We start from the raw sequence: 24,045 nt of genomic DNA, 5'->3' as shown, positions 1-24,045 counted from the left end.
GGCAGTCCATCCATCGCCCCATGACCGTTGCGTGACACGCCCCGTGCCTCGCTCGGCCTCGTCCCACAACCCAACCAGATCCCCAGGCGCCTTGGTTCATGCAAGCGGGTCGAGGTCGCCCCAGTTTGTGCGGCTGATGGCCCGCTTCACTTCATCCATGAATCGTTTCTGCGGCGCCGCCGTGGCCGCATCGGGCCGAGGCCCGGCCGCGGCGGACACCGGTGCCTGCGCCCGCTGCACATGCCGGTTCAGCAGCTCCTTGTCCCGCGCCGTCAGCTGGGAAGCGGCCACCACGATCACCGGAATGGCCGCCGTCAGCGGGTCGCGCTGCAGGGCTTCCACCACGCCGATGCCGTCGACCTCCGCCATCAGCAGGTCCAACACGATCAGGTCGGGCACATGCCGACGGGCGAGTGTGATGCCTTCCTGCCCGCGCGTGGCGCGCAGCACCGAAAACCCCGGTTGCGAGAGATGGGCACTCAGCGATTGCAGGTCGCCTGCTGCTTCGCTGATGGCCAGCACCAGAAAGTTGCGGGTGGCTGTGGGCCGGAAGCCCAGCACTTCCAGCTCCTGCATCAGCGCGGCCCGGCTCACCGGCTTGTGCAGCACAGCAGCCGCCCCCAGCGACAGAGCCACCTCCTGCCCGGCATCCACCGACACCACCACCACCGGGATGTGGGCCCAGCCGTTGAGGTTCTTCAGTCGGGACAGCAGTTCCCAGCCGTCCAGATGGCCCGGTAGCTGTACTTCCAGGGTGATCAGATCGGGCCGCAGATGCTGTGCGAGTTCCAGCGCCTCTTCCGCAGATTCGACATGCTGCACCCGGAACCCTGCACCATTGAGCTGCGTCTGGATCAACGCCGCGGCCTGCAGGTTGTGCTCGATCACCAGCGCCAACGGACGGTTGGCTGGGTCTGGATGCAGCACGGCGTCGGCGGTCGCCGGCTCCCGCCAGGGCAGCCAGAAACTGAAGCAACTCCCCTTGTCCAACTGGCTGGTCACCGCCACCGCGCCGCCATGCAGTTGCACCAGCCGCGCCACGGTGGCCAGGCCCAGGCCGGTGCCTTCCACCTTCTGCGTCAACACATTCTTGATCTGGTTAAAGGGCTGGAACAGCCGCTCCAGCCCCTCGGGCGGAATGCCGATGCCGTTGTCCGTCACGCTGATCTGCACAAACTCCTTGAACTCGCTGGCCGGTAGCTCGGAGCGCCGGCCCGCCGCAAAGCCGGGCAGCGATTCCTCGGCCCGCATCCGGTTCACGCGGCGCGCCTCCAGCTGGATCAGCCCGCCCTTGGGCGTGAACTTGGCGGCGTTGGAGAGAAGGTTGTAGAGAATCTGCCGCAGCCGGCGGCGGTCCACCAGCACCTGTTGGTCCACCCCCACCCCAAACAGCTTGAGCTCGATGCTGCTCAGCCGCACCCGCTCCTGCACGATGGCCATGGCGTCGCGCAGCAGTTCATCCAGGTCCACCACCTCATAGTCCAGATCCACCCGCCCGGCTTCGATCTTGGCCATGTCCAGCAGGTCGTTCACCAGGGACAGCAGATGCTGGCCGGCGTTGTGGATGTGCTGGCAGAACTCGGCCTGGCGCTCGTTCACCGGGCCCGCCGCACCATCACCGATGAGCTGCGCAAAGCCGATCACCGCATTCAACGGGGTGCGCAGTTCATGCGACATGGTGGAAAGAAACGCCGTCTTGGCACTGCTGGCGCGGCTGAGCTCCGCATTCAGCTGCTCCAGCGCGTCATTGCGCTGCTGCAGGGCGGCGAGCAGCTCCGCGCGGCTGTCGGCCAGCTCGCGCGCCGCCCGGGCCGAGGCGGCTTCCATGGCGGTGTTGTGCAGTTCAGCATGGATGCGTCGCGCCTCGTCTTCAAACTGCTTGCGCCGCAGTTGCGCCCGCACCCGGGCTTTCAGCAGCTCCAGTTCGCCGCTGGCCTTGACGACGTAATCGTCGGCTCCGGCTTCCAGCCCGGCCAGCAGCCCGTCGCGGCCGTCGAAAGCGGTCAGCAGCACCACCGGGATGTCTCGCATCGCGGGCGCGGACTTGATGCGGCGGCAGGTCTCCAGCCCTCCGATGCCCGGCATCTGCACATCCAGCAGCACGGCGTCCACCGTCTGCACCGTCAACAGCTCCAGCGCCTGTTCACCGCTGTGGGCGGGTACAACATCAAATCCATCGTCCCGCAGCGTGGCGCCCAGTTCGGCCAGCACGTTGGGGCTGTCATCCACCAGCAGCAGACGCTTGGGGCCCAGCAGGCTGGCGCCCTGTTCCGGCAGCGAGGCGGTGGCGCTGCGCAGCATCGCGGCCAGCCGGGCCAGGATCAGGTCGGCATCGTCGTGCTTGCGCGCAAAGGCATCCGCACCGGCTTCCAGCGCCCGCAACTCGGCCTCGGGACCTTCGTCGGCCGTCAGCAGCAGGCAGGGCGTGTGGCGCAGGGCCGGGTCCAGCCGCAGGCGGCGGATCATCGAGGCGCCATCCAGGCCGGGCATGTGCTGGTCCACCACGATGGCGTTGGGACGCAGGGCCGCCGCCTGACGCAAGCCATCCTCGCCCTGCACGGCGAGATGCACCTCATAGCCGATCGGCTCCAGCGCCTCCCGCAGCGCCTGGCGGAACGTCTCGCTGTCATCCACCAGCAGCACCGAGGCCTGCTGCGGCGATGGCAGGCTGGCCTGCAGATGCATCTGGCGCTGACGCAGCAGTTCGCGCGCACGGTCCACCACATAACTGCGGTCATAGGGCTTGCCCACGAACTCGTCGGCACCGTAGGCCAGCCCGCGCAGCCGGTCCCCGGCCTGGGCCGTGTTGGACAGGATCAGCACCACGCTGCGCTCGCCCCCCGGTGTGGCCCGCAGTTCCTGCAGCCAGACGTCTCCATCGCCGTCGGGCAACTGTGTGTCCAGCAGCACGATGCGTGGCACCCCTTGGGCCAGGGCCTCGCGGGCCTGGGCCAGGGTGGCGCATTCCACACAGGCGAAACCGGCGTCTTCCATCGCTTCCCGCAGGTCCATGCGGACCGTCAGGCTGTCCTCCACGATGAAGACGCTGTCCTTGTTCTGAGTCATGTTGGTCCTGCTCCCCATGGCACACCGCTCAGTGACTTCATGGCGGGGCCGATTTCATTCAGTGGCAGGATGCGTTCCGCAGCGCCCAGCTGGGCGGCTTCGCGCGGCATCCCGTACACCATCGAGGTCTGCTCGTCCTGGGCAATCGTGCTGCCACCCGCGCGTCGGATGGCCAGCAGGCCGGCCGCGCCATCCCGGCCCATGCCGGTGAGCAGCGCCGCCACCACGCCCGGCCCCACTTCGGTGGCGAGTGATTCAAACAGCACATCCACCGAAGGCCGGCAGGAGAAGCGGGGCGATGCATGGCTGAAGCCCAGGCGTCCCTGGCGGACCACCAGATGCACATCCGGGGGCGCGAGGATGACGTCACCGGGGATGTCCTGCAGCGATTCACCTTCTTGGGCATACCGCACCCGGTGAGGCGTCTGCCCGTCCAGCCATTCGGCAAAACCGCGGCTGAACACCGCGTTGATGTGCATGACGATCAGCACCGGCAAAGGCACCGGCCGTGGCAGCGACTGCAGCACCTGCATCAGCGCGCCCGGTCCACCGGTGGAGGCGCCCAGGGCCAGCACGGCGCGAGGGGCGGGCAGGGGGGCCGGCGTCGGTGTCGGTGTCGGCGTGAGATGCTGCGCGCGGACATGGGTGATGACACGGATGCGGGCGACCAGGCGAAGCAGCCGCAGGTAACGTTGTTCCCATTCACCGGGCGGCTGCCGTCCATTGGGTTTCTCCAGCACCTCCACCGCGCCGGCGGCCAGCGCTTCATAGGTGCGCAGCAGTTCACCCCGGTTGGTGGAGGACGAGACGATCAGGATCGGAGTCGGGCAATGCGCCATGATGGCTTCGGTGGCGGCTTGGCCATCCATGCCCGGCAGCATCATGTCCATCGAAATCACTTCCGGCCGCAACTGGGTGCACAAGGCAACGGCTTGCTGGCCGTCGGACGCCTCCCCGACGATCTCGATGTCACTCTGATCCAGCAACACGTCGCGGATATGCGCCAGCACTGTGGGGGAGTCCTCCACCAGCAGCACTCGCAGGGGCTTGCGCGAATCGACGGGGCTGCTCATGGCCCGACCCTTTCGGGCTGGGCGCTTCGGTGCACCTGCGCGTTGAGATGGGAGCGCGCCACCAGCGCCGCCACCTGGTCCAGAAAACGGTTCTGCGAGAACTCGCCCTTGATGATGTAGCCGTCGGCACCCACGACCGCCCCGCGGGCCAGGTCCTCCGGGGCGCTGCGAGAGCTCACCAGCACTGCCGGAATGTGGCGCAGCGCTTCATCGGCGCGCAGGCGTTCCACAAAGCGGAATCCGTCCATGCCCGGCGGCATTTCCACATCCACCAGGACCACGGCGTAGGCGTGGCGCCGCAAGGCCTCCAGCCCATCTTCTGCGGAGGAGGCCATGTGGACGCGGTAACCCGCCGCCTCCAGGATGCTCTGTTCCAGCATGCGCGTGGTGAGCGAATCGTCGATGACCAGGATGGTGTCGGTGCGCCGCTCCGGCGGCACCAGGGGCGGGCGTGCGCGGCCGGCGGCGGTGATCAGCCCGTCAGGATTCAGCACCGGCAGCGGTTGCTGGCCGGCATCCAGCGTCAGCCCGGTCACCAAGGGGCTGGGCGGCAGCAGGGCCGGTGGTGGCCGCCAGACGACGGTGGCCACGCCATCGACGCTGTCCACGCCAATGGCCCCACGCCGGTTGCCGCAGCGCAGCAGCAGTGCCGCACCGGGCGCGCTGGCGGCGGCCAGGCGTTCCGGTGCCAGCAGCTCGGACAAGCGCACGTGCGGCAGCAGGTCCTGTCCCCACACCAGTTGCTGGCCCTGGATCAGCGGCCGCTGCACCACCTGTTCCACCGCTTCCAGCGGCACCCAGGCCGCCAGGCCCTCAGCCATCACATACAAGGCCCGCACGGCACCCAACTGCAGGGGCACACGCAGTTCCACCGTGGTTCCAGCGCCCGGGCGGCTCTGCAGCGTCAATTGGCCGCCCAGTCGTTCGGCCGTGTCACGCACCAGGTCCATGCCCACGCCTCGCCCGGCCAGTGCATTGACCTGCTGCGCGGTGCTGAGGCCGCCGCGAAGCAAATGGTCGATCAGGGTGGCTTCGTCCCACTGACCCGCACCGGGCACGCCACGGGCCACAGCGGTGCGTCGCAGGGCGGGCATGTCGATGCCAGCGCCGTCATCGCTACAGCGCAGACGCACCTGGTGACCATCGCGCAGCACCTGCAGCTCGATGCGGCCCTGCGCCGGCTTGCCGGCCGCCAGCCGAGCCTCCGGCGCCTCGATGCCGTGGGCCACCGCATTACGGATCATCTGCACCAGCGCCCCCAGCGCGGCATTCAGGACGCCGCCTTCCAGCTTGACATCGCCACCACTGCCCTCGAAATGAACCTGCTTGTTGACCGCGCGGGCCGCATCACGCGCGGCGCGCTGCAGCGGGCCGAACAGCAAGGAAGCGGGCGCCAGGCGAAGTTGTTCCGCGTTGTCCCGGGCCTGCAGAAGTTCCCGCTCCAACTGACGGCTGCCGCGTTCCAACTGCTCCTCCAGGCGCAGCAGGCGCAGGCCGAGATCTTCGGGCGACAGGGGGAGGGCGTCGCGCAGGGCGGTGAGCTGGCCGGCAAGCTGCTGCAGACTGTTCACCTGGGCCAGGGTTTCGGCCAGGCTGTCGTTCAGGGTGTTCAGCTCCTGGTCGTTGATTTGCGGAATCTCCATCAGCGGCAGGGGCAGGTCGTCCACTTCACTCCCGTTGCTGCCGAGGGCGCTGCGGCCCGCCGTCGTGCGGATCTCCGCGCCCGCCACAGGAGGCACCGGGCCGGCGGTGGGCGCGGCGCGGCCGGATCCCGCCCCGGCTGATGGGGGGCAGGCGGTGCTCCCGGTGCTGCCGCTGATGGCGGTGCAGGCGGTCCAGGCGGTGAGGCCAATTCAGCCACCGCCTGCGACGCCTCATCGATCACCACCAGCAGCGCATCCAGGTCGTCCTTCGACGGCGCACTGGCGCTGTCGCGCAGCGGCGTCAGCAGGTCTTCAATCGCATGCGCCAGCCCGGCAATCTCCGGCAGCCTCACCACGCTCGCCGCGCCCTTGAGCGTATGGGCCAGTCGCAGCAGTTTCGCCGGCAATTCCAGGCGTTGCGCGGCGGCGGCCTGCTCGGCGGCCAGCACGGCCTGGCTCATCTGCGTGAGCAGATCCCGCGCCTCGACGCGGAAATAACGGTAGGGGTCCTTGGCCACGCTGCAGGTCTCCGAAGGAAGCCTTGGCCTCAGGCGGGCTGGGCCTGCACCAGGCTCAGCAGCTGGCGCGAGGTCTGCGCCAGCTCGGTGGCGGTCTGCGAGGTCTGGCCGGAACTGGTCTCGGTCTCGCGCGAGGCCTGTGCCGTGTTGCGCAGCGCGATGTTGAGCTGTTCCACGGCCGTGGCCTGCTGCTGGGTGGAAAGCTCAATTTCACGTGCCGCTTCGGTTGTGGTCACCACCTGGCCGGCGATGCGGGCCAAGGTGGCCGCCACCTCGTCAAACTGGCGCGCCCCTGCATCCACCGCCTTGGAGCCGGCTTCGGTGGCCATCACCGTGGTGTTCACGGCACCCCGCACGTCATCGATCTGAAGCCGGATCTCCTTGGTGGAGGCGGTCATCCGGTCCGCCAGCTTGCGGATCTCGTCGGCCACCACGCCGAAGCGTCGGCCGGCATCACCGGCCACGGTGGCCTCGATGGTGGCATTGATGGCCAGGATGTTGGTCTGCTCCGCCAGCTCGCTGACCAGGTCCAGCACCACGCCGATACGCTGGGATTTCTGGCCCAGGTCCAGCATGTGGTTCACCACCTGGTCGATCTGCCGGCGCATGGCGGCAATGGTGTCGCGTGCGGCCTGCAGCGTGCCCTCGCCGCCACGTGCGTAGCTGGCGGTCTGCTCGGCAATCTGCACCACGCGTTGGGCGCTGTCGGCAATCTGGCGCGAGGTGGCCAGCAGCTCCGAAATCGTGGTGGAGATTTCGGTCATGGACGTGGCGGTCTCGCGGGCACCGGCGACCTGCTGCGTGGCTGCAGCCAGCAGCTCGGCGGCCGAGCGCTGCACATGGCGCACGGCACCGACCACCTGGCCTGTCAGGGCGCGGTTGAGGACGAAGCCCGCGCCCAGCACCAGCAGCAGGCCGGCGATCGTGCCGCCGACGATGACACTGCGAACCGCGCTGGCAGTCGCCTCGACATCGGCCGCCCGCAGGCGCAACTCCTCATCTTCTTCATGTTTCATCTGGTTGATGAGCGCGCGCAATTCATCCATGAGGCGCTTGCCTTCACCGGTATGGATCTTCTTGAGCACGGTCTCCGCACCTGCCGTCCGACGCAGTTCAATCCGATCTTTGTGGAGGGACATCAGACCCTCCACGAGGGTGGCCACCTGATTCAGGCGGGCCTGCTGGGTCGGCTTGTCACGCACCAGCGCGCGCAGTTCCGCCAGGTCGCGCGGGAGTGCCGCCACCGCGGACCGGTAGGGCTCCAGGTAGCTGTCGTCACCGGTGAGCATGAAACCGCGCTGCCCGGTTTCGGCATCTTTCATGGCGCTGAGCAGGTCTTCAATGTGGGTCTGGACCCAATGGGTGCGGCTGACCTGGTAGCTGGTTGCCGTCAGGATGGTGATGCCCCGGTAGGACAACACCCCGATCATCAGCAGCAAGGCAAATGACAGGGTGAACCCCAGAGTCAGTTTTCGGCCGAATGTCCACATGTCGGTCTCCTCCTTGATTCAGGCCAGTGGTGAAGCCACCGGTTCGGCGTCCCTGCGGGCAGCCAGGCTTGCCGTCAGGCGCTCAATGAGCGGTTCCAATGCAATCAGCGGACGCAGTTCGCCGTTGCATCGCAGCGTCCAATGTCCAGTTTCGTCCTGGGCCTCGCGGTGTTGCAGTCGGTCCGACGGCCCCACGCGCCACTGGCCGTCGAAATCCTCCAGTCCCAGGGCCAGGGGCGCGCAGCGCAGGAAGGCCCACCACCGGGTGCCTGAGCTGTTGCCCTTGCCCAGGAGCGCGCGCAGGTCATACAAGGGCATCACCTGGCCTCTGTGCCCCACCAAGCCTTTCAGCGCAGGCAGGTCGGCGGGATACGGGGCGGCGGTCTGGGCGGGCAGCAGTCCGGAAAGTTCGTCCAGCAACAGCGCGAAGGGCTCCCCGGCAATCCGGATGCCCAGCACACGCCAGGCGTCTCCCCAAACGTCCAGCCCGCGCGGTTCGTCGAAGGACCGGTCGAAGGCGTCGCGCCACTGCTGCAGCTGGTCCTGGAGGGCGGCATGGGGGGTGGTGGCGGTCGCGGAGGACGGTGTCATCGGTGGTCTCCCAGATCAGCTTCGCAGAGATGGCGCAAGGCGTCGCGTTCAAAACCGCCGCCGAATCGGCGCATGCGGTCGACGGACTCTCCATCCAGCAACTCCAGCGCGCGCCGGAGTTCCCGACGCGCCGCCACCGGCTCCCCGCGACGACGCGCCAGCAGGCCCAGGCGCAGATGGGGCATCGCAAAGCCCGCATCCTTGGCGACCGCGCGCTGGTGGTGCCATTCGGCGGCCGGCAGCTCCCCGCGTTCTTCCAGGGCCAGGGCCTGGATGAACAAGGCTTCGGCCTGCAGCGCGGGCGGATGCGGGCGGCCCATCAGGCGGGTGCAGGCGCGCAGGCCTTCGTCCAGATGGCCGGCTTCGACCAAATGAAGGGCTTCCTCCAGCAACGCGGTTTGATCGGAGCGGAGTGGCGACTGCGGTCGGGTGTCGGCCTCCTGGGGGGCCTCGAACGGAGCGCATGGCGAGCCGGCGGGCTCTGGGAACGCCGATGGGGGCGGCGATCCCGTTTTGACACATGGCGGCGGTGGCACCATGGCGCCCAACGGCGTTGCCATGGGCACCCTCACCCGGCGGTCCGCCGCAGGGAAGGGCCACGGCACGGCCTCCGCCGCATCCGCGCGGCGCTGATAGAAGAAGCAGCCCGCCCCCTGTTGCAGCACCAGGTGGTCGGTCAGGCTGTGCAGGGTTTCCGCATGCCCCAGAAACAGTGCGCCGCCGGGCGCCAACGACATCGCCAGATGCTGAACCGCCCGTCGCAGCGAAGGCGGGTCCAGATACATCAGCATGTTGCGGCAGAAGATGACGTCAAAGCTTTCCGGAGCCCAGAAGGTCGGGTCTGGTGCCGCGATCTGGCGCTGCTGGAAATGCACGCGGCTGCGCAGCGGCGGCAGGGGTGTCCAGCCCGCCTCGTCCTGTCGAAACCACAGCTCCCGCCAGGCGGCGGGCGTTGCGCGCAGGCTCCATGCGTTGTAATGCGCGGTGATGGCACGGCGGATGGCGCAGGCATTCAGGTCGAAGGCGGTGATGTCCCAGTCCACATTCGCATGCCCGAGCACGGATCGCATCAAGGTCACCGCCAGCGTGTAGGCCTCTTCGCCACTGGCGCAGCCGGCGCACAGGGCTCGCAGCCGTCGGGCGGACGGGTGGCGGCGCAGCCATTGCGGCAGCACGGTCGTCCGCAAGGCGTCGAACTGCTCGGCGTGGCGGAAGAAATAGGTCTCCCCCACGGTGAGTTCCGCCGCCAGCGCGTCCACATCGGCCGGGGTGGCGTCGTGCTCCAGCCGGGCCAGCCAGGCGGCGGGTGTTTCGTTGATGGGGAGGCGTCGCAGGGTCTCTTGCAGCCGGTCGTTCTGGCTGGAGTCGATGAGCAGGCCGAGATGCCGGGCCACCAGGCCGCGAAGGCGTGCCAGCAGGGCCGGGACCGCCGCTTCGGTCATGCAGAGGCCTCCTGCGAGCTGTCAGGGGAGACGGGGGCCTTCGGCCGCGCCCCATCCGTCGGGGCCATTGCGCTGGCCGCGTCCTCCGCGTCCTCCGTGTCCACCAAGCCTGTCAGGTCTGTCCGATCTGCGAGGTCGGTCGGCATCAGCCGCGCCGGATCCAGCAGCGCCACCAGCAACGCATTCAGCGTGGCCACGCCCTCCACGCCGCCGTGCCGCTCATCCTGCAGCAGCAGCGGCAGCCGCTCGATCGCCGCAAGCGGCATCCGCTGGATGCCCGCGACCCTGGAGACCCCCAGCGCCGCCGTCTGGCCGTCGTGGTGGACCACCACCAGCCGGTTGATGGCTTGCGGCGGCATGTGCAAGGCGCTTGCGACGTCCACCACCGGCAGCCAGCGGCCTCGAATGCGGGCCAGCCCGGGCACATGCGCCACCGGGGCTGTGAGGGTGCGTAGCGGCCGGGGCCTCAGGATTTCATGCACGCCGTCCAGTGGCCACGCGCACAGGCGCGGGCCGACCCAGCAGACCAGCACCGCCTCGTTGTCCTCCCGTCGTGCCTCCATGGGGCGCTCCGGTCAACCACCACCAGCGGCAAAGGGGAAGGGGCAGGGGAAGGGGGCTCCGACGGCAGGCCTCCGGGATGACTCCATCGAAACTGCAGGGCCACGTGGGTGGCCATCCCATGGTGTCCATGGCTTTGGCATTCTTCTGGCTCCCTGTGAAGAACGCTCTGCATCGTGTCCGGACGGTGGCCCGTGGCGGGCCCCCCGGCAACGGGGCAGAGGTGCTTGTGCCCAAGTCTATGTCAGCATTCGCCAACCCGGATCAGCCGGGCGGAAGCCCCCCGAACGGAGGACTTGGGGTCCAAAGGGCAAGCGGCGGGCCGGTTTTTAGGTCCGCGCCACTAAAAAAGCGGGGGGAAGGATTGCGCAGGTGGCCCGGAAGTCTGCAAAATAGAACGACCGTTCGTTTTATTATTTGGGCAACCGTGTCCTCCACCTCACTCACCCGCCAGAAGCCAGCCGCCGGCAGCGTGCCGCCCCGCCGTGGGGCGCGCTCGTTGCAAAAGGGCCAGCAGACCCGTGCCACCATTCTGGACGCGGCGCTGGGCCTGGCGTCCCACATGGGGCTGGAGGGTTTGTCCATCGGCGCTCTTGCCGACGTGACCAAGATGAGCAAGTCCGGGGTGTTTGCCCACTTCGGCTCCCGGGAAGAACTGCAGATTGCGGTGGTGCGTGAATATCACGCCAAGTTCGAGGAAGAAGTCTTCTTCACCGCCATCCGTGAGCCCCGCGGCCTGCCGCGCCTGCGCGCCTTGTTTGAGCGCTGGGTCCACCGGGTGTCCATCGAAGTGGACTCCGGCTGTATCTATATCAGTGGCGCCGTTGAATTCGATGACCGGCCCGGCCCGGTGCGTGATGCGCTGGTCAGCATGGTCAAGGCCTGGCACGACGCGCTGCGCAAGGCCATTCTGCTGGCCCAGGACGCCGGCCACCTGGTGCCGGACGCCGATGCCGACCAGATCCTGTTTGAAATGCATGGCTTGATTCTGTCCCTGCACCACGATGCCCGCTTTCTGCGTAGCCCCGGTGCGCTGGCGCGTGCCAGCGTGGGCCTGGCGCGCATCGTGGACAGCTTTGCCACCCCCGCCGGCCGCGCAGCCGATGTGCAGGCGCGGCAGCAGCTTGGTGATCCCGCCAAGCCGGCCCAGGCAGCCGCTGCCGCCAAGAGTGCTGCCTCCAATGCCCCTCCCGCCACCGTCGATGCGCCTGGTGCGCGCCGACGGGCCTGACCGCAGACAGCGGCCTTCCCGCTTCGACCTCCACCCACATCACCTCGACATCAGGAGTCCTTCATGCCTCAGTACAACCCGCCCCTGCGCGACATGCAGTTCGTGCTGCACGAGCTGCTGCACGTCGCCGATGAGCTCAAGCTGCTGCCGGCCCATGCCGAGGTGGATGAAGACACCATCAATGCCGTGCTGGAAGAGGGCGGCAAGTTCGCGGCCGAAGTCATTGCCCCGCTGAACCTCTCCGGTGATGCCGAAGGTTGCGTGCTGGACAAGACCACCCATGAGGTGAAGGCACCCAAGGGTTTCAAGGAAGCCTATGCCCAGTATGTGGAAGGCGGCTGGCCGGCTCTGTCCTGCGACCCGGAATACGGCGGCCAGGGCCTGCCGGTGGTCATCAACAACTCGTTCTACGAGATGCTGAACTCGGCCAACCAGGCCTGGACGATGTACCCCGGCCTGAGCCATGGCGCCTATGAGGCACTGCATGCCCACGGCACGCCCGAGCAGAAGAAGCTCTACCTGCCCAAGCTCACCTCCGGTGTGTGGACCGGCACGATGTGCCTGACCGAACCGCATTGCGGCACCGACCTGGGTCTGCTGCGCTCCAAGGCCGAGCCGCAAGCCGACGGCACCTACAAGATCACCGGCCAGAAGATCTTCATCTCCGCCGGTGAGCACGACCTGGCCGAGAACATCATCCACCTGGTGCTGGCCCGTCTGCCGGACGCCCCCGCCGGCTCCAAGGGCATCTCGCTGTTCATCGTGCCCAAGTTCAAGGTGAATGCCGATGGCTCCATCGGTGAGCGCAACGCCATCTATTGCGGCGGCCTGGAGCACAAGATGGGCATCCACGGCAATGCCACCGCGCAGATGGTGCTGGACGGCGCCGTCGGTACCCTGGTGGGCCAGCCCAACAAGGGCCTGCAGGCCATGTTCGTGATGATGAATGCCGCTCGCCTGGGCGTGGGCAACCAGTCGCTGGGCCTGACCGAAGTGGCTTACCAGAACGCTGTGGCCTATGCCAAGGACCGCATCCAGATGCGAGCCCTGTCCGGCCCGAAGGCCCCGGACAAGCCTGCAGACCCCATCATCGTGCACCCCGACGTGCGCAAGATGCTGCTGACCGCCCGTGCTTACGCCGAAGGCGGCCGTGCGCTGACCGGTTACGTGGCCCTTCAACTGGACAAGGCCCTCTCCAGCGACGACGCGGACGAGCGCAAGGCCTGCGAAGACGAAGTCGCGCTGCTGACGCCCATCATCAAGGCCTTCATCACCGACAACGGCTGGATTGCCACCTCGCACTGCCAGCAGGTGTTTGGCGGCCATGGCTACATCCACGAATGGGGCATGGAGCAGTTTGTGCGGGATGCCCGCATCAACATGATCTATGAAGGCACCAACACCATCCAGGCGCTGGACCTGCTGGGCCGCAAGATCCTGGCCAACAACGGGGCTGTCCTGAAGAAGTTCGGCAAGAAGATTGCCGAGTTCGTCGAGGAAGAAGGCACCAGCGAAGCAATGCAGGAGTTCATCAACCCGCTGGCCGACATCGGCGACAAGGTCACCAAGCTGACCACCGAAATCGGCATGAAGGCCTTCCAGAATCCGGACGAAGTCGGCGCTGCGGCCGTGGACTACCTGCGGGTGGTGGGGCACCTGACCTTCGCCTACATGTGGGCCCGCATGGCGCGCCTGGCGCTGGACAAGAAGGACAGCGGCGATCCGTTCTACACCGCCAAGCTCAGCACCGCCCGCTTCTACTTCGCCAAGCTGCTGCCCGAGACGGCCGGCCTGATCCGCAGCTGCCGTGCCGGCCTGGCCCCGCTGATGGAGATGGACGAAGCGCTGTTCTGATCGCCCGCACCGCTCAGCACGTCCCCTGGGGCATCCGATGCGTGATGCCCCTGGGCGCCGCCGGGGTTTTGACGCCCCGGCGCCGTCTGCTCAACATCGCAGCGAAGAACAAGGAGAGAGACACAATGAAACCGCTGATCGCGACCGCCATGGCCCTGGGCCTGAGCATGTCCGTCAACGTGGCCCTGGCCCAGACCAGCTCGCCCGTGGGCGTCTGGAAGACGATTGACGACGAGACCAAGCAGGAACGTTCCACCGTACGCATCAGCGAGGTGGGCGGGGTGCTGGTCGGCAAGATCGAGAAGATTTCCGATCCATCCAAGCAGGCCGCGCTCTGCGACGAATGCAGCGACGACCGCAAGGGGCAGCCCATCCTGGGCATGACCATTATCCGCAACGTCAAGAAGAATGCCGGCGATGTGCAGCTGTGGGACGGGGGCGACATCCTCGATCCGTCCAACGGCAAGGTCTACAAGGTGCGTCTGCGCCCGGTGGAAGGTGGCCGCAAGCTGGAGGTGCGCGGTTTCATCGGCATGCCATTGCTGGGTCGTACACAGACCTGGGTGCGGGCTGACTGAGCCCCCCGACAATTTCATACATCCGAGTGATGTTCATTGGAGAAACCATGAGTCGATTCCAAGTTCGCAAGGTGGCCGTGCTCGGCGCCGGCGTGATGGGCGCGCAGATCGCCGCCCATCTGGTCAATGTGAAAGTGCCGGTCGTGCTGTTCGACCTGCCGGCCAAGGAAGGCCCCAAGAACGGGATCGTGACCAAGGCGGTGGAAGGGCTGAAGAAGCTCAAGCCGGCGCCGCTGGGTGTGCCCGACAACGCGGCGTTGATCCAGCAGGCCAACTATGAAGAGCACCTGGCGCTGCTCAAGGACTGCGACCTGATCATCGAGGCGATTGCCGAGCGCATGGACTGGAAGCTGGATCTCTACACGAAGATCGCTCCATTCGTGGCCCCGCATGCCATCGTGGCATCCAACACCTCGGGCCTGTCGATCACCAAGCTGAGCGAAGTGCTGCCGGAAGAGATCAAGCCGCGTTTCTGCGGCATCCACTTCTTCAACCCGCCGCGCTACATGTATCTGGTGGAGCTGATCAACACGCCGACGACCCGTCCGGAAGTGATCGACCAGCTGGAGAGCTTTGTCACCACCGCCGTGGGCAAGGGCGTGGTGCGCGCCAATGACACGCCGAACTTCGTCGCCAACCGTGTGGGCATCGCCGGCATGATGGCCACCATGATCGAGGCCGAGAAGTTCGGCCTGAGCGTGGATGTGGTGGATGACCTGACCGGCAAGAAGCTGGGCCGGGCGTCGTCGGGTACGTTCCGCACTGCCGATGTGGTGGGCCTGGACACGATGGCGCACGTCGTCAAGACGATGCAGGACAACCTGAAGGACGACCCCTTCTATTCCACCTACGCCACACCGAAGGTGCTGGCCGGCCTGATCGAGAAGGGCGCGCTGGGCCAGAAGGCCGGTGCGGGCTTCTACAAGAAGGTGGGCAAGGACATCCAGCGGCTGGACTTCGCCACCGGCGACTATGTGGCCGGCGGCAAGAAGGCCGATGAGATCGTGGCGCGCATGCTGAAGAAGCCGGCGCCCGATCGCATCAAGCTGCTGCGTGAATCGACCAATCCGCAGGCGCAGTTCCTGTGGTCCATCCTGCGTGATAGCTTCCAGTACGTGGCTGTGCACCTGGACACCGTGGCTGACACCGCCCGTGAAATCGACTTCGCCATGCGCTGGGGCTTTGGCTCGCAGCAGGGCCCGTTCGAGCTGTGGCAAGCCGCTGGCTGGAAGCAGGTGGCCGAGTGGGTGAAGGCCGATATCGACGCTGGCAAGACGCTGTCGTCCGCGCCGCTGCCTGCCTGGGTGTTTGAAGGCCCGGTGGCCGACAACGGCGGCGTGCACAGCAAGGACGGCTCCTGGAGCGCTGCCGAAGGCAGGTTCAAGCCGCGCGCCAAGCTGCCGGTGTATGAGCGCCAGGCCTTCCCCGAGTCCCTGGTGGGCGAGGGCGCGGTGGAGCCGCTGAAGGCGGGTACCGAAGAGTTCAAGAACGACGAAGTCCGCGTGTGGTCGCTGGACGGCGAAGTGCTGATCGCTTCGATCCACTGCAAGCTGCACCTGATCAGCCCGACCGTGACCGAGGGCCTGCTGAAGGCCGTCGAGATCGCCGAGGCCAAGTACAAGGGCCTGGTGATCTGGTCGCCGGATGATGTGTTCTCCGCCGGTGCGAACCTGGAAGCGCTGATGCCGGTCTTCATGACCAAGGGCGCCAAGGGCATTGCCCCGGAAGAGAAGAAGCTGCAGGACATGATGCTGCGCATCCGTTATGCCAACGTGCCGGTGGTGGCCGCGATGCGCGGTCTGGCCCTGGGCGGTGGCTGCGAGCTGGCGGTGCATTGCGCCCGTCGCGTGGCGCACATGGAGTCGTATGTCGGCCTGGTGGAAGTGGGCGTGGGCCTGATCCCCGGGGGCGGTGGCCTGACCTACATCGCACGTCGTGCCGCAGACATGGCGGCAGCCGGCAATGCCAACGCCGACATCTTTGCGTTCCTGAAGGACGGCTTCACCAATGCCGCGACCGCCAAGGTGGCCACGTCGGCGCTGGAAGCCCGCAAGCTGGGTTATCTGCTGGACAGCGATGTGATCGTGCCCAACAAGGACGAGCTGCTGTTCGTCGCCTCGGCCCAGGCCAAGGCGATGGCCGACTCCGGCTACCGTCCGCCGCTGAAGGCCACCTTCCCGGTGGCGGGCCGCTCCGGCATTGCCACGGTGAAGGCCCAACTGGCCAACATGCGTGACGGCGGCTTCATCAGCCAGCACGATTTCCATCTGGCTTCGCTGATTGCCGATGTGGTGTGCGGGGGTGAAGTGGAAGCCGGTGCGCAGGTGACCGAGGAGTACCTGATGGCGCTGGAGCGCAAGCACTTCTGCTCGCTGTTGGAGCATCCGAAGACCCAGGAGCGGATCATGGGCATGCTGCAGACCGGCAAGCCGGTGCGCAACTGATTTTTGCTGATCGTTGAAAGGATCAGAAATGAGCAAACAAGTTCAAGACGCCTACATCTGCGCCGCTACCCGTCTGCCCATCGGCAAGTCGGGCCGGGGCTATTTCAAGAACACCCGCCCGGACGAGATGCTGTCCCGCGTGATCCAGGCCGCGCTGGCCCAGGCCCCGGGCCTGGACCCGTCGGTGATCGAGGACGCGATCATCGGCTGCTCGTTCCCGGAAGGCGAGCAGGGCATGAACATCGCCCGCGTTGCGGCGGTGCTGTCGGGCTTGCCCAATACGGTGGGGGGCGTGACGGTCAACCGGTATTGCGCATCGGGCATCACGGCGCTGGCGATGGCGGCGGACCGGATCCGCGTGGGTGAGTCGGAGGTGATGATTGCCGGTGGCGTGGAGTCGATGTCGATGGTGCCGATGGGCGGCAACAAGCCGTCGTTCCCGCCGGCGATTTTCGAGCGCGACGAGAACATCGGTCTGGCCTACGGGATGGGGCTGACGGCGGAGAAGGTGGCCGAGAAGTGGAAGGTCAGCCGCGAAGCGCAGGATGAGTTCGCGCTGGAGTCGCATCGTCGGGCGCTGGCCGCCATCGAAGGTGGGTTCTTCAAGGACGAGATCACGCCGTTCGAGGTGAAGGACCGTCAGCCGGATCTGAACGGTGATGGCGTGGTGGTGAAGTCGCGCACGGTGGAGATCGACGAAGGTCCGCGCAAGGACACGTCGATGGAGGGCCTGGCCAAGCTGAAGCCGGTGTTTGCCGCCAAGGGCAGCGTCACGGCGGGCAATAGCTCGCAGACGTCGGACGGTGCGGGGGCGCTGATTGTGGCGTCGGAAGCGGCTGTGAAGCGCTTCGGTCTGACGCCGCTGGCGCGCTTTGTGTCGTTCGCCGTGCGCGGTGTGCCGCCGGAAATCATGGGGATCGGGCCGATCGAAGCCATTCCGGCTGCGTTGAAGCTGGCCGGCATCAAGGCTGAAGATCTGGGCTGGGTGGAGCTGAACGAAGCGTTCGCCGCCCAATCGCTGGCCGTGCTGAACGATCTGGACAGCAAGGGCATCGTGCTGGACCGCAGCAAGGTGAATCCGAACGGCGGCGCGATTGCGCTGGGCCACCCGCTGGGCGCCACGGGCGCCATCCGTGCGGCGTCGGTGATCCACGGTCTGCGTCGCACCGGTGCGAAGTACGGGATGGTGACGATGTGCGTGGGCGCGGGGCAGGGCGCGGCAGGCATCATCGAGCGGCTGTAGTCCGGGTGGCTGGAAGGGGTAGTGTCGACGGGGCCGGGGTGATGGGCCACGTTGCACTCCCCTTCAAGTTCTGCGGGGGGCTTAGCGGCTGGGCTGTGTAAATGGCGCGGTCGAAGGTGGCGCGATCGAAGGTGGCGCGGTCGAAGGTGGCGCGGTCGAAGGTGCCGCTCCCGAAACAGCCGTCCCGGGAGGACTTCGTTGCACCGAGCACCAGGAGGAGACTGGGCCCCTGTTTTCTCCATGTCCCTCCTGGTCGGCTCCGCCGCCCATTCCTTCCTTGACTTCCGAAAACAGGGGCCCAGTCCCCTCCTGCCAGTCACCGAGCCAATCTGATACCGAGCTCATCTGGCACCGAGGCCATCGGGTATTGGCGAGGCAGCACCTCGTCAAGACCGGTGTTCGGGCGGGTCGGCCCTGGCACTGCGGGGGTGAGTGACAAGGCAGATCGTGGGTAGCATGATGCAATTCGTTTTAAGAGGAGTCGCTCCATGAGCATCAAGACCGCCATCGTCAACGGTGTGTTGACCATCGAGATCGCACGTCCGGAAAAGAAGAATGCGCTGACGCGCGCGATGTACCAGGAGATGGCCGACGCGCTGAAGGCCGCCAACGAGGACAACACGGTGCGTGCCGTGATGATCCAGGGCCAGCCGTCCATCTTCACCTCGGGCAATGACATCGAGGACTTCATGAGCAGCCCGCCCCGGGACGAAGAAGCCCCGGTGTTCCAGTTCATGCACGCCCTGATCGGCTGCAACAAACCGGTGGTGGCCGCCGTGAACGGCGCCGCCATCGGCATCGGCACCACGTTGCTGCTGCACTGCGATTTTGTGTACGTGGCCGACGACGCACGCCTGGCCATGCCGTTCGTGAGCCTGGGTCTGGTGCCGGAGTTCGGCTCCAGCCTGCTGGTGCCCCGTCTGATGGGCCAGCGCCGTGCCGCAGAGAAGCTGCTGCTGGGCGACCCGTTCACCGGCGAGCAAGCCGTGGAGTATGGAATCGCCAATGCGGTGCTGCCGGCCGGTGAAGTGGTGAACTACGCACGCCGCGTGGCCGAACGCTTCAACAACCTGCCTCCCACCGCCGTGCGCGAGAGCAAGAAGTTGATGCGTCGCGGCACCGAAGAAGAACTGCTCGAAGCGATCCAGGTGGAGGCCGAGATCTTCGGCGCCCGCCTGCGCAGCCCCGAAGCGATCGAGGCCTTCCAGGCCTTCTTCCAGAAGCGCCAGCCAGACTTCTCGAAGTTCTGAGCTTCGATCCCGGAGAGCCCCGATCCCGGGGCGCTTCGGCCTCGGGACGCTACGACCGTCGATCTGGCCGAGCTTTGGCCATCGATCTCTCCGAGCGCCTGCTGTTTCGCCTCTGCCCCGGTGTCTGGCATGACGCCGGGGGCGTTGTGTTCAGGGAGCGGCCTGTGAAGCCAGGCACGCTCCTGCGGTGATCAGGACGACGCGATCGGCAGGTCGTCCGGGTCCACCTTGGCATTCAGCGCACGGTCCAGCTTGTCGTGGTCCAGCGCACCTTCCCACTTCGACACCACGATGGTGGCCACGGCATTGCCGATGAAGTTGGTCAGCGAACGGCATTCGGACATGAAACGGTCCACGCCCAGAATCAGCGCCATGCCCGCCACCGGCACTTCCGGCACCACCGACAGCGTCGCCGCCAGGGTGATGAAGCCCGCACCCGTCACACCCGCTGCGCCCTTGGAGCTCAGCATCGCCACCAGCAGCAGCGAGATCTGGTGGCCCAGCGTCAGCTCCGTGTTGGTGGCCTGGGCAATGAACAGCGCAGCCAGCGTCATGTAGATGTTGGTGCCGTCGAGGTTGAACGAGTAGCCGGTCGGAACCACCAGGCCCACCACCGTCTTTTCGCAACCGGCCTTTTCCATCTTCTCCATCAGCGACGGCAGCGCCGACTCCGACGAGGACGTGCCCAGCACCAGCAGCAGCTCAGCCTTGAGGTAGCGGATCAGCTTGATGACCGAGAAACCGCACAGCCGCGCCACCAGGCCCAGGATGACCAGCACGAAGAGCAGGGCGGTGATGTAGAAACTGCCCACCAGCCAGGCCAGGTTGACCAGCACCGCCAAGCCGTACTTGCCGATGGTGAACGCCATGGCACCCAGCGCACCGATGGGAGCCGCGCGCATGAGGATGTGCACCAGGCGGAAGATGGGCACGGTCAGTGACTCCATGAAGTTCAGCACGGGCCTGCCGCGCTCACCCGAGAGCGACAGGGACACACCGAACAGCACCGCCACAAACAGCGTCTGCAGGATGTTGCCGTCCGAGAGCGACCCCAGCAGCGACTTCGGAATGATGTCCATCAGGAAGCCGGTGATGGTCAGCTCGTGGGTCTTGTCCACGTAGCCCCGCACTTCCTTCTGATCCAGGTCCGCCACATTCACATTCATGCCGGCACCCGGCTGCACGAAGTGGGCGACCAACATGCCGACGACCAGCGCCAGCGTGGAGAAGAAGATGAAGTACACCATGGCCTTGCCGAACACCCGGCCCACCGCCTTGAGGTGGGTCATGCTGGCAATGCCGGTGACGATGGTGAGGAAGATCACCGGCGCGATGATCATCTTCACCAGCTTGATGAAGGCATCCCCCAGCGGTTTCAGCGTGACGGCGTACTGCGGTTCAAAGTGGCCGAGCAGCACACCAATGGCGATGGCTGCCAGCACCTGGACGTACAGCTGTTTGTAGAACGGCACCGGCGCGGTCGGCGCACCGGTGGAAGCGGATGATGCGGGGATAGGCTGCATCGGTGGAGTCTCCTGGCAAATCTTTCAGGTGGCGGCTTTTCATACTGCAGGGCCGCCTGGGGGAGTGAATGTCCCAAAGGGAGGCCCTGGATACCTGCCCCTTGGTCCGGATACAAAATCAGTTGGAAATCAGCGAGATCCCTCGATCACCACAGCCTCACAAGGCTCATGCCTGCACGGCAAACGCCCGCGGCTTGCCTTCCCGGTCGATCGCCACATAGGTGAGGTTGGCTTCCGTGACCTTCACCACATGGGGGTTGGCCGGGTTGCGCTCGGCAAACACCTCCACATGCACCGTGATGGAGGTGCGGCCGATGCGTTTGACCTCGGCATAGAAGCTCAGCAGGTCTCCGATCGACACCGGCTGCTTGAAGATGAATTCATTGACCGCCACCGTGGCCACCCGACCGCGCGAAATGCGCAGCGGCAGCACCGACCCGGCCAGGTCCACCTGGGCCATGATCCAGCCGCCAAAGATGTCGCCATTGCCGTTGGCGTCGGCCGGCATGGGCATGACCCGCATCACCAGCTCGCGCGGGCCCAGGGCGTCTGCCGATGGCAGTTGGTCGTTTTGCGTGGGTGTGGAGGTGCTCATGGTCGGCAACGGTGAGAATGGGCGCCATTGTCGTCCAGCACGCGCCAGAGCACACGACCCAACCCATGCGCCGGTCTTCTTCATTGCCCAACCCTGTTCCCTCTTCGCCCAGAAGCGACGCCAATCCATCACCTCGGGGCGATTGGCGGACGATTGGCCGGCTGCTGCCCTATTTCTGGCGCTATCGCTGGCGGGTGGGCCTGGCGCTGGCATTCATGATCGGGGCGAAATTCGCCAATGTGAGTGTGCCGCTGCTGCTCAAGCGGCTGGTGGACAGCCTGGACGTCCAGCCCGGCGGCGCCCAGGCCCTGTTGGTGGTGCCGGTGGGCCTGCTGGTGGCGTATGGGCTGCTGCGCCTGTGCACCTCCTTGTTCACCGAGGCCCGCGAGCTGATCTTCGCCAAGGCCACCGAAGGCGCCTCCCGCAGCATTTCGCTGCAGGTGTTCCGCCATCTGCATGACCTGAGCCTGCGCTTCCATCTGGAGCGCCAGACCGGCGGCATGACGCGGGACATCGAACGCGGCACCCGCGCGGTGCACTCGCTCATCTCCTATTCGCTCTACAGCATCTTCCCGACGCTGGTGGAGGTGGTGCTGGTGCTGAGCCTGCTGGCGGTGAAATTCGATGCGTTGTTTGCCTGGATCACCGGGGCGGCCCTGGTGTTCTATATCGGCTTCACCGTGATGATCACCGAGTGGCGGACGCAATTCCGGCGCCGGCTCAACGAGCTGGACTCGGTGGCCCACAGCAAGGCCATCGATTCGCTGCTGAACTATGAGACGGTGAAGTACTTCAACAACGAGGACTTCGAAGCCGCCCGCTATGACCAGAGCCTGGAGCAACTGCGCCGAGCGCAGCTCAAGTCCCAGACCACACTGTCATTGCTGAACAGTGGCCAGCAGGTGATCATCGCGGCGGCGCTGGTGGCCATGCTCTGGCGGGCCACCCAGGGCGTGGTGGCAGGCCACATGAGCCTGGGCGACCTGGTGATGATCAATGCCTTCATGATCCAGCTCTACATCCCGCTCAATTTCCTGGGCGTGATCTACCGCGAGATCAAGCAGAGCCTGACCGACCTGGACAAGATGTTTGCGCTGCTGGCCAAGGAGCGGGAAGTGGCGGATTCGCCGCAGGCCCGGCCGCTGCAGGTGCAGGGGGCGGCGGTGCGGTTCGAGGATGTGGTGTTTTCGTATGAGCCGGACCGTCCGATTCTCAAGGGCGTGTCCTTCGAGATTCCGGCCGGTCGCAAGGTGGCGGTGGTGGGCCCGAGCGGCTCCGGCAAAAGCACGCTTGCACGGCTGCTCTACCGCTTCTATGACGTGGACGGCGGCCGCATCACCATCGACGGGCAGCCGCTGGGCGAGGTGACGCAGCAGAGCCTGCGCCGTGCCATCGGCATCGTGCCGCAGGACACCGTGCTGTTCAACGACACCATCGCCTACAACATCGCCTATGGTCGGCCGCAAGCCAGCATGGAGGAGGTGGAAGCGGCCGCCCGGGCCGCTCACATCCACAGCTTCATCAGCAGCCTGCCGCAGGGCTATCAGACGATGGTGGGCGAACGCGGCCTGAAGCTGTCCGGTGGGGAAAAGCAGCGGGTGGCGATTGCCCGCACCCTGTTGAAGAACCCGCCTATCCTGATCTTCGACGAAGCCACCTCCGCCCTGGACTCCCGCAACGAGCGGGCCATCCAGGCCGAACTGGAAGCAGCGGCCCAGAACAAGACGGTGCTGGTGATCGCCCACCGCCTGTCCACCATCGTGGATGCCCACGACATCCTGGTGATGGAACACGGACAGATCGTGGAGCGCGGCACCCACGCCCGCTTGCTGGCCCAACAGGGGCGTTATGCCCAGATGTGGTCCATGCAGCAGGACAACCAGGCCCCCACCACCGCCTGAACCGCCAGCGCCGATGGCCAGCCGTGTGTGCGGCCATCGGTGCCTGCAGACCCTCTGGCCCCCGGGCATAATCCCGCCTCGTGGAAACCAAGTGGCTTGAAGATTTTGTGAGTTTGGCGGAGACGCGCAGCTTCTCCCGCTCGGCTCAATTGAGGCATGTGACGCAGCCCGCGTTCTCGCGGCGCATCCAGGCGTTGGAGGCCTGGGCGGGCGTGGATCTGGTAGACCGTTCGTCCTACCCGACCCGCCTCACCGCGGCCGGCGAGACCCTGCTCGGCCAGGCGGTGGACCTGCTGGGCAACCTGCAAGCCACGCGCAACATGCTGCGCAGCCACCAGTCGGCCGGTCAGGACATGATCGAGTTTGCCGTTCCCCACTCCTTGTCCTTCAGCTTCTTCCCTCACTGGTTGATGGAGCTGCGCCAGCGGTTTGGCGAGGTCAAGTGCCGGCTCAACGCTTTGAATGTGCACGACGCTACCTTGCAACTTAGCGAAGGCAATTGCGACCTGCTGGTGGTCTATCACCACCCCAGCCAGCCGCTGCAACTGGATCCGGAGCGTTACGAGTCCGTCTCCCTCGGACACGAAACCCTGTCCGCCTATGCGAAGGCGGACGCGGCGGGGGCGCCGATGTTCCGCATCACCGGCCATCCCGGGCAGAAAATCCCATTTTTGAGCTACGCCTCCGGTGCCTACCTCGGGCGCCTGGTGGAGTTGATCGTCAAGGACGCCGCGCTGCCGCTGAACCTGGAATCCGTCTTTGAGACGGACATGGCCGAAAGCCTCAAGGCGATGGCGCTGGAAGGCCACGGGCTGGCCTTCCTTCCGGCCAGCTCGGTGAAGAAGGAAGTCAAGGCGCGCCGGCTGGTCCGGGCGGCGGAGCCCGGCCACTATGAATTGAATATGGAACTGCGCATGTACCGCGAACGTCAGGCCACCACGCGTCGTGTCAAGCCCGTGGCTCAGGCCCTGTGGTCGTTCCTCACCCAGGCAAGAGACTCTGCGGCATGAATCCTGCATGTCTCTCGCCGCAGGGGTTGCAG

At 66.3% G+C, this 24,045-nt stretch carries 18 protein-coding genes; 8 read left to right on the top strand and 10 right to left on the bottom strand.

The features are described 5' to 3' along the window. Window positions 1–96: 96 nt before the first annotated feature. Genes OU995_RS26565 through OU995_RS26530 form a run of 8 tightly spaced genes read right to left on the bottom strand, consistent with a single transcriptional unit; the run spans window position 97 to window position 10,386 of the window. Window positions 97–3,066 (bottom strand): response regulator, encoded by a 2,970-nt coding sequence (locus OU995_RS26565; protein WP_267833161.1) that lies wholly within the window; start codon window positions 3,064–3,066, stop codon window positions 97–99. Beyond that, the gene (cheB, locus tag OU995_RS26560) at window positions 3,063–4,139 is read right to left on the bottom strand and encodes a chemotaxis-specific protein-glutamate methyltransferase CheB (protein WP_267833160.1); all 1,077 of its coding nucleotides are present in this window, start codon (window positions 4,137–4,139) and stop codon (window positions 3,063–3,065) included. The genes OU995_RS26565 and cheB overlap by 4 nt, the downstream gene beginning before the upstream one ends. Then, a complete protein-coding gene (locus OU995_RS26555; RefSeq protein ID WP_267833159.1) occupies window positions 4,136–5,806 on the bottom strand; it encodes a response regulator in 1,671 nt (556 codons plus the stop codon). Before OU995_RS26555 ends, cheB begins: the two co-directional genes overlap by 4 nt. Next, the gene (locus OU995_RS26550; RefSeq protein ID WP_267833158.1) at window positions 5,782–6,300 is read right to left on the bottom strand and encodes an Hpt domain-containing protein; all 519 of its coding nucleotides are present in this window, start codon (window positions 6,298–6,300) and stop codon (window positions 5,782–5,784) included. The genes OU995_RS26555 and OU995_RS26550 overlap by 25 nt, the downstream gene beginning before the upstream one ends. A gap of 29 nt (window positions 6,301–6,329) precedes the next feature. Next, window positions 6,330–7,790: a CHASE3 domain-containing protein gene (locus OU995_RS26545; protein ID WP_267833157.1), complete on the bottom strand. Its 1,461-nt coding sequence runs from the start codon at window positions 7,788–7,790 to the stop codon at window positions 6,330–6,332. Window positions 7,791–7,808: 18 nt separating this feature from the next. Then, window positions 7,809–8,381, bottom strand: coding sequence for a chemotaxis protein CheW (locus OU995_RS26540; RefSeq protein ID WP_267833156.1), 573 nt, complete (start codon window positions 8,379–8,381; stop codon window positions 7,809–7,811). Next, the gene (locus tag OU995_RS26535; protein ID WP_267833155.1) at window positions 8,378–9,823 is read right to left on the bottom strand and encodes a CheR family methyltransferase; all 1,446 of its coding nucleotides are present in this window, start codon (window positions 9,821–9,823) and stop codon (window positions 8,378–8,380) included. Before OU995_RS26535 ends, OU995_RS26540 begins: the two co-directional genes overlap by 4 nt. Then, window positions 9,820–10,386: a chemotaxis protein CheW gene (locus tag OU995_RS26530; RefSeq protein ID WP_267833154.1), complete on the bottom strand. Its 567-nt coding sequence runs from the start codon at window positions 10,384–10,386 to the stop codon at window positions 9,820–9,822. Before OU995_RS26530 ends, OU995_RS26535 begins: the two co-directional genes overlap by 4 nt. A 425-nt stretch (window positions 10,387–10,811) precedes the next feature. Here OU995_RS26530 and OU995_RS26525 point away from each other — a divergent pair, with 425 nt between their 5' ends. The 6 genes from OU995_RS26525 (at window position 10,812) to OU995_RS26500 (ending at window position 18,984) form a co-directional block, all read left to right on the top strand. After that, a complete protein-coding gene (locus OU995_RS26525; protein WP_420714775.1) occupies window positions 10,812–11,615 on the top strand; it encodes a TetR/AcrR family transcriptional regulator in 804 nt (267 codons plus the stop codon). Window positions 11,616–11,678: 63 nt separating this feature from the next. Further along, entirely contained in the window at window positions 11,679–13,469 is a 1,791-nt protein-coding gene (locus tag OU995_RS26520) for an acyl-CoA dehydrogenase C-terminal domain-containing protein (protein WP_267833153.1), read from the top strand. 125 nt (window positions 13,470–13,594) lie between these two features. Next, a complete protein-coding gene (locus OU995_RS26515) occupies window positions 13,595–14,047 on the top strand; it encodes a DUF2147 domain-containing protein (RefSeq protein ID WP_267833152.1) in 453 nt (150 codons plus the stop codon). Between the two features lie 47 nt (window positions 14,048–14,094). Beyond that, the gene (locus tag OU995_RS26510; RefSeq protein ID WP_267833151.1) at window positions 14,095–16,491 is read left to right on the top strand and encodes a 3-hydroxyacyl-CoA dehydrogenase/enoyl-CoA hydratase family protein; all 2,397 of its coding nucleotides are present in this window, start codon (window positions 14,095–14,097) and stop codon (window positions 16,489–16,491) included. Window positions 16,492–16,519: 28 nt separating this feature from the next. Beyond that, a complete protein-coding gene (locus OU995_RS26505; RefSeq protein WP_267833150.1) occupies window positions 16,520–17,734 on the top strand; it encodes an acetyl-CoA C-acyltransferase in 1,215 nt (404 codons plus the stop codon). Window positions 17,735–18,222: 488 nt separating this feature from the next. Further along, a complete protein-coding gene (locus OU995_RS26500) occupies window positions 18,223–18,984 on the top strand; it encodes an enoyl-CoA hydratase (protein ID WP_267833149.1) in 762 nt (253 codons plus the stop codon). A gap of 191 nt (window positions 18,985–19,175) precedes the next feature. Here OU995_RS26500 and OU995_RS26495 read toward each other — a convergent pair whose 3' ends face one another. Together OU995_RS26495 and OU995_RS26490 are read right to left on the bottom strand one after the other, a co-directional pair. Continuing rightward, window positions 19,176–20,507, bottom strand: a complete 1,332-nt coding sequence (locus OU995_RS26495; RefSeq protein ID WP_420714774.1) for a dicarboxylate/amino acid:cation symporter — start codon at window positions 20,505–20,507, stop codon at window positions 19,176–19,178. A 166-nt stretch (window positions 20,508–20,673) separates the two neighbouring features. Next, complete coding sequence (locus tag OU995_RS26490; RefSeq protein WP_267833148.1) at window positions 20,674–21,102, bottom strand: acyl-CoA thioesterase; 429 nt, start codon at window positions 21,100–21,102, stop codon at window positions 20,674–20,676. A 65-nt stretch (window positions 21,103–21,167) separates the two neighbouring features. On the opposite strand from OU995_RS26490, the gene OU995_RS26485 reads away from it, so the two are divergent. Both OU995_RS26485 and OU995_RS26480 read left to right on the top strand, forming a co-directional pair. Further along, window positions 21,168–23,003 carry an ABCB family ABC transporter ATP-binding protein/permease gene (locus OU995_RS26485; protein ID WP_267833147.1) on the top strand — a complete coding sequence of 612 codons (1,836 nt, stop codon included), beginning with the start codon at window positions 21,168–21,170 and terminating at the stop codon, window positions 23,001–23,003. Between the two features lie 80 nt (window positions 23,004–23,083). Continuing rightward, complete coding sequence (locus OU995_RS26480) at window positions 23,084–24,013, top strand: LysR substrate-binding domain-containing protein (RefSeq protein ID WP_267833146.1); 930 nt, start codon at window positions 23,084–23,086, stop codon at window positions 24,011–24,013. The last annotated feature ends 32 nt before the right edge of the window (window positions 24,014–24,045 follow it).

The sequence above is a fragment of the Roseateles sp. SL47 genome (assembly GCF_026625885.1).
Classification (GTDB): Bacteria; Pseudomonadota; Gammaproteobacteria; order Burkholderiales; family Burkholderiaceae_C; genus Roseateles.
The sequence above is the reverse complement of the archived record's forward strand: the minus strand, read 5'-3'. Positions and strand labels throughout refer to the sequence as shown.